The organism is Leptothrix ochracea L12, from assembly GCF_000262525.1.
The window spans coordinates 1-5,215 of sequence record NZ_JH660666.1 but is presented as its reverse complement, the minus strand read 5'-3'; the positions used below and the strand labels follow the sequence as shown (position 1 = coordinate 5,215).

Below are 5,215 nucleotides of genomic sequence, written 5' to 3'. Positions count from 1 at the left end.
GGGCTCCACCGGAGCCGCCACCGCCGACCCGACGGAAGCGACCGCACCCGCCGCCATCAAGGCGACCACGGCTTGGCTAAGCCCACAACGCGACAGAAGGTTCATACAAGCGCCTTATTGACGGGGAGCGTGATCCAGCATCCAAACCCCATGGGGCGATTTGCCCACATTGATTTGCTGCACCACTTTTTTCGACGCCGTATCGATCACCGTGAGCTTGCGCGCCCAGCGCGAAGCCACATAGATGAACTTGCGGTCGGCCGATAAATCCATGCAATCGGGACCACTCGGCCCCGGATAAGTGTCGGTCACACTCAGGGTTTGGATGTCGATGCGACTGATGGAGTTGGCCACGCGGTTGCTCACCAGCACATGGCGCTTGTCGCCCCAAGCGCGGAAAGCGTGCGCGCCGTCGCCGGTCGGGATGCGCTTGATCAGCTTGGGCTCGGCCCCTTGCACGTCCCACGCCTCGACCACCGAGTCCCCCGTCAAACCAACCAGCAAGGTTTTGTCATCGGCACTGAGAAAAACGTCAGCTGGCATCTTGCCCGAGGGGTGCGTCCAACGCGGGGTTTGGGTGGCCAAGTCGATAGCGATGAGCTGATCGCTGTCTTGCAAGCTGGCGTAAACCACCGTGCTTTTGCTGTCGATGATCACGTGGCTCGGCGTTTTGCCTGCCGGCACGCGCTTGGCCAGTTGCAGCTCGAAGCCGCCCCCTACCGGGCGGATCACCTTGTAGATGTCGATGTGGTTGAGCCGATTGGCGGCGGTCACAAACCACTTCATGTCGGGTGAAAAACGCAGCTGATAGGGATCGACGATGTCGTTGATCGTGCGTTGGATATCGCCCGTGCGCGGATCAACCAAGGTGAGCGAATTGCCCAGCGCGTTGGCCACCAAGAGCGATTTCTCGTCCGGCGAAAGGTAGAGGTGATGCGGCTCTTTGCCCACCGGCACGCGCTTGATCTCAGTCAGCGCCACCGGATCAATCACGCTGAGCGTGGCGTCGAGCGAGTTGAGGACAAATATCGGCGTCTTGGCGGACGCAGCGGTTGAGGCCGCCGGTGCCGCCGCGCTCCCTTGGGCTTGGGCCGACATCCATACGCCCAAACCCAGCCCCAAACTCAGGCCAACCAGCCGTGCCATCTTCGTCAAACCCATATCGTCCTTGTTGATCGATTCAAAAATCAAAAAGCGCTCAATGCGCATGCATCCCGCTCACGATAAGCGAGATTGAACCCAGTCCTGCCGCCAACCAGATCAATTGGGAGAGCGTTTCACGCCAATGGAGGCGACGCTGCAACTGTGGGATCAAGTCAGCCACGGCGATGTAAATGAAACTACTCGACGCCGCCACCAAAAATAGGGCAACAGGTCTTGGAAAGGCCCGATGACGTAATAACCCAACACCCCGCCCACCACAGCCGCCACACCAGAGAGCGCGTTGTAAAGCAAGGCCCGGGTCCGAGAGAAACCAGCGTTAAGCAACACGATGGTGTCGCCCACTTCTTGGGGAATCTCATGCGCGATCGCCGCAATCGCCGTGATCCAACCCAGTTGAACGTCGGTCAGGAAAGCCGCAGCAATCAAGATGCCGTCGCAAAAGTTGTGGATGCTGTCACCCACCAGCACGCTCCAGCCACCGCGCCCCGCTTGCTGAGCATCAAAACCGTGATCGTGGTGATGGGCAGGGTCATCGCCTTCGTGGTGGTGACCATGGCGATAAAGCTCGGCCTTTTCGAGCATAAAGAAAACAGCAGGCCCACGAGCAGGGTCAGAAAAAGCTCATGGGCATCGGCATGGCTTTCAAAAGCTTCCGGCAAAACATGCAGCAGGGCTGTCCCAAGCAACACCCCCGTTGAGAGGCTGACCATGTGCGGCACCACTCGCCCAAGCACCTGATACGTCAGAAATGCGGCAATAAAGACCGAAAGCACACCACCGGCAAAAGTGGCCAACACAATGAACAACAGGGTCATGCAATCTTTCTGGGGTGATCAGACCACGCCGTGAATACGCAGCCACTCAAGGCTCCGCCGCCAACCATCCTCGGCCGCATCCTTGCGATAACTCGGACGGTAATCGGCGTGAAAAGCGTGAGGGGCATCAGGGTAAACCACGAAGCTGGAGGCTTGGGCCGCTTTTGTCCCCTTTGCTAAGCCTAACTTCATTTGTTCGACCTGCACCCACGGAATACCGACATCCTGCCCGCCGTACAGCCCCAAGACCGGTGCCGATAACTTGGCTACGACATCCAGCGGATGCACCGGTGAGCGCTCATTCACTGGCCCTGTCAAACGGCCATACCAAACCACCGCCGCTTTGAGGCGCGGGTTATGCGCGGCGTAAAGCCAACTGATGCGGCCACCCCAGCAAAAACCCGTCACAGCCAAGCGATTCACATCGCCACCTTGAGTGGTCGCCCAAGCAGCGCAAGCGTCCAAATCAGCCAACACTTGAGCATCGGGCACCTTCGAAACCACCTCACTCATCAGCTTGGCGATTTCGCCATAGCTGGCCGCATCGCCTTGACGGACAAAGAGTTCAGGGGCCACCACCAAATAGCCTTGGTGAGCCAAGCGACGTGCCACATCAGCGATGTACTCATGGACGCCAAATATCTCACTCACCAAAAGCACCACCGGCCATGGCCCGGGACCTGTCGGTGCAGCACGATAAGCCGGCATTTGGAAACCAGCCACCGCGATCGTCACCTCTCCAGCCACCAAGCCGCTGGCATCGGTATGCTGAGCGGTCTGCGCCAAAACGGGTAAAACAGCAGCGGCAAAACCAACACCTAATCCAGTGCGCACAAAATCGCGCCTGTTGTAATTCTGTGACGGCGTCGGTGCGTCAATTTCCAAGGGACGGGCATCATCACGATTCATAACGATTTCTTTCATGCGCTGGGGGCGCCATTCTAGGAATTCAGCCCTTGCTCTGCACCACAGGGACTCTTCGGATCATGCTCGCTACGCCATCTCATACGCTTGACGGTCGTCTTTATGCTGCGTTGGATCTCGGCTCCAACAGCTTCCGACTTGAGATCGGACGTCTACGCCAAGGCCGCTATCTGCGGCAGGACTACTTGAAAGAATCGGTGCGGATCGGTGCGGGTTTGAGTCGTCACGGACGGTTGAGCGAGGATGCGATGCGGCGCGGCTTGGCCTGCTTGGCACGCTTTCGCGATCGCCTCGATTTAGTCCCTGAGGCACAGGTTCGGGTGGTCGCCACTCAAACCTTGCGGGAGGCCGTGAATCGAGATAGTTTCGTGCATCGCGCCGAACTGGTCCTAGGACATCCGATTGACCTGATCGGTGGTCGTGAGGAAGCTCGCCTGATCTATTTGGGCGTTTCGCGGCTTCAGCCGGCCAAACGCACCCGGCTGGTCATCGACATCGGGGGGCGATCCACCGAATTGATTCTGGGTCGTGGTGCCGATGCAACCGCCACCGAGTCTTTTGGCGTAGGCTGCATCAGCTTGGCCCAACGCCACTTCCCTGATGGCCGCTACACCGGCGAAGCCTTCAGAGCCGCTCAAATCACCGCTGCCGCCTGCTTTGGCCCGGGCCTCCACACTTTTGGATCGTCACACTGGCAAGAAGCCTTGGGCTCTTCGGGCACGGTGGCCTCGATCGCTGAAATTCTCTACGTCAACAAGATCACCGACGGCACCGTCACTCCGGCTGGGTTGCGCTGGTGCATCGAAGCTTGCCTGAACGCTGGCCGACTGGATCGACTCGATCTACCGGGGCTTGAACCAGGCCACCGCGCTGTGCTAGCCAGCGGTTTGGCCATCCTCTACACCCTGGCCGTTCATCTGGACATTCAGTCCCTGTTGCCAGCCCGGGGAGCCCTGCGTCAAGGCGTGGTGTTCGACCTTGACGACCGAATCAACGCCCAGCAAATTCTGCCGGGCCGCCCCTCACCCACGGACCTGCGCGACCTCACGGTTCAAACCCTACAGACCCGCTTTCAAGTCGATGCGCGCCAAGCACGTCGGGTCCATGCAGTGGCCTTGACGTTGTTCGATCAGGCGTGGCCCCGCGCCCCGCGCGAAGCTCGCCAACAGCTTGGTTGGGCAGCCGCGCTCCACGAAACGGGGCGCTTGGTGTCGCACCATGAGCCGCACCGCCATGGGTCCTACTTGGTGGGACATGCCGATGCACCTGGCTTTTCGTACAACGAGCAACAACGCATCGCCGCACTGATCGGCATGCATCAAGGTCCGCTACCGAGCGAACATGGCACGCCTTGGGATGACCTCCAAATTCATCAGATGTTGTGCTTACGCTTGGCCACGTTGATCTGCCATGGCCGAGATCACGGACTATCCCTAGGCACAACCATCCATGTGGACCGACAGCAAGTGCGCATCCATCTTCCCGAAGGTCACACCAGCCTTCATCTGCGCACAACCCACCTGCTTGGCGAGGAGATACGTCTCTGGCAACGAGCACCCCATTTACGCCTGATTCTGAGCAGCCGGATACCACCTGGCTTTCTGCTCTGACGCCCGCCCTTTGAACCTTCCTGCACGAATCACCACCATGCATGCCGACAAAGAAATCGACACCCGCGGCCTGAACTGCCCGCTGCCCATTTTGAAAGCCAAGAAAGCCCTCGCCGACATGAACAGCGGCGAAGTTCTCAAAATCTTGGCCACTGACAACAGTTCGCTGCGCGACTTCAAGATGTTTGCCAAGCAAAGCGGCAATGAACTCGTTGAGCAACAAACCCTTGCACCCAACGAATTCGTGCACTGGTTACGCCGCCGCTGATCACCTGCAGCGGCACACACTCACAACGTCAGCGATTTCAGATAAGCCCTGAAACCCTCGCCCAACTCTGGGTGCTGCAACGCCAGTTCGACGTTGGCCTCAAGCCAGCCGTCCTTGCTGCCGCAGTCGTAGCGCTTACCGCTGTACTGATACGCAAAGACTTTTTCCCGACGCAACAACGAGGCGATACCGTCCGTGAGTTGGATTTCACCGCCCACACCCCGAGGTTGGGCGGCGATTTCGTGAAACACCCCTGGCGTGAGGATGTAGCGCCCAGCCACCCCGAGACGCGATGGAGCCAACTCCGGCGAAGGCTTTTCAACGATGCGCTGCACATCGATCAGCCGATCACTCACAGACACGCCAGCGACAACGCCATAACGCCGGGTGTGTTCGAGCGGCACCTCCTGAACAGCCAGAATCGAAGCCCGCCT

Annotated in this window: 5 protein-coding genes and 1 pseudogene; 2 read left to right on the top strand and 4 right to left on the bottom strand. The window is 59.2% G+C overall.

The window, feature by feature from the left end:
- Nucleotides 1-114: 114 nt before the first annotated feature.
- From LEPOCDRAFT_RS00155 to LEPOCDRAFT_RS00145, 3 genes and pseudogenes are all read right to left on the bottom strand, one after another.
- The gene (locus tag LEPOCDRAFT_RS00155) at nucleotides 115-1,098 is read right to left on the bottom strand and encodes a YncE family protein (RefSeq protein ID WP_043909497.1); all 984 of its coding nucleotides are present in this window, start codon (nucleotides 1,096-1,098) and stop codon (nucleotides 115-117) included.
- A 100-nt stretch (nucleotides 1,099-1,198) separates the two neighbouring features.
- Nucleotides 1,199-1,979: pseudogene (locus tag LEPOCDRAFT_RS00150) on the bottom strand (ZIP family metal transporter).
- 18 nt (nucleotides 1,980-1,997) lie between these two features.
- A complete protein-coding gene (locus LEPOCDRAFT_RS00145) occupies nucleotides 1,998-2,903 on the bottom strand; it encodes a dienelactone hydrolase family protein (protein WP_009453131.1) in 906 nt (301 codons plus the stop codon).
- A gap of 62 nt (nucleotides 2,904-2,965) precedes the next feature.
- Between LEPOCDRAFT_RS00145 and LEPOCDRAFT_RS00140 the strand changes: the two genes are divergently transcribed.
- Complete coding sequence (locus LEPOCDRAFT_RS00140) at nucleotides 2,966-4,513, top strand: Ppx/GppA phosphatase family protein (RefSeq protein ID WP_009453130.1); 1,548 nt, start codon at nucleotides 2,966-2,968, stop codon at nucleotides 4,511-4,513.
- A gap of 37 nt (nucleotides 4,514-4,550) precedes the next feature.
- Nucleotides 4,551-4,781: a sulfurtransferase TusA family protein gene (locus LEPOCDRAFT_RS00135; RefSeq protein ID WP_009453129.1), complete on the top strand. Its 231-nt coding sequence runs from the start codon at nucleotides 4,551-4,553 to the stop codon at nucleotides 4,779-4,781.
- A gap of 20 nt (nucleotides 4,782-4,801) precedes the next feature.
- On the opposite strand, the gene LEPOCDRAFT_RS00130 is transcribed toward LEPOCDRAFT_RS00135, so the two are convergent.
- The coding region (locus LEPOCDRAFT_RS00130) for a sugar phosphate nucleotidyltransferase (RefSeq protein ID WP_009453128.1) at nucleotides 4,802-5,215 on the bottom strand (414 nt) is incomplete at its 5' end.